The 917-nt window shown below is 43.9% G+C and carries 1 pseudogene; it reads right to left on the reverse strand.

Annotation, left to right across the window (positions count from 1 at the left end):
• A pseudogene (locus tag B4K20_RS11435) lies at nt 1-917 on the reverse strand (GTP-binding protein); the annotation flags it as partial.

Raw genomic sequence — 917 nt, forward strand, 5'->3', positions numbered from 1 at the left:
CGTAACGCCACGTTATGAATTAATTCACGATCCAGACGCTCTTTGATTTGACGTGTAGTAATAAATTTTCCGTCTTTACCTGCAAACGGAGAATTATTAACCTGGAAGGTCATTGTCACGGTGGGTTCATCTACTGACAATGGTGGTAATGCTTCAACAGCATTTGGGTCACACAAGGTGTCAGAAATATTTAATGGATCTAGACCGGTAAACGCAATGATATCACCCGCTTGTGCCTCAGCCACTTCTTCACGTTGCAGACCTAAAAAGCCCATAACTTGCTGTACTCGACCGTTACGTTTTTTACCTTCACGGTCAACGACAGTGACAGGTGTATTCGTTTTCACACGGCCACGTTCGATACGACCAACACCGATAACACCCACATAACTGTTGTAGTCAAGTGATGACACCTGCATGCGGAAAGGACCTTCTGAATCGACATCAGGATGACTGACTTTGTCGACGATAAGCTGAAATAACGGTGTCATATCACCTTCACGAACAGTGTCTTCCATGCCTGCAAAGCCATTTAGTCCCGATGCATAAATGACATCAAAATCAAGCTGTTCATCTGTCGCATCCAAATTAACGAATAGATCAAAAGTTTGATCTAATACCCAATCTGGACGAGCTGATGGTTTATCAATCTTGTTAATAACAACAATAGGTTTGAGTCCTAATGCCAGCGCTTTCTGAGTCACAAAACGGGTTTGTGGCATCGGACCTTCAGCTGAATCTACCAGCAACAATACTGAATCAACCATCGACAGAACACGCTCAACTTCACCACCGAAATCAGCATGGCCTGGTGTATCCACGATGTTGATGTGGTAGTCATTCCAGCGAATCGCTGTATTTTTTGACAGGATGGTAATACCACGTTCACGTTCAAGATCGTTGGAGTCCATCACGCT

The sequence above is a fragment of the Methylophaga sp. UBA5088 genome (genome assembly GCF_002414625.1).
Lineage (GTDB): Bacteria > Pseudomonadota > Gammaproteobacteria > Nitrosococcales > Methylophagaceae > Methylophaga > Methylophaga marina.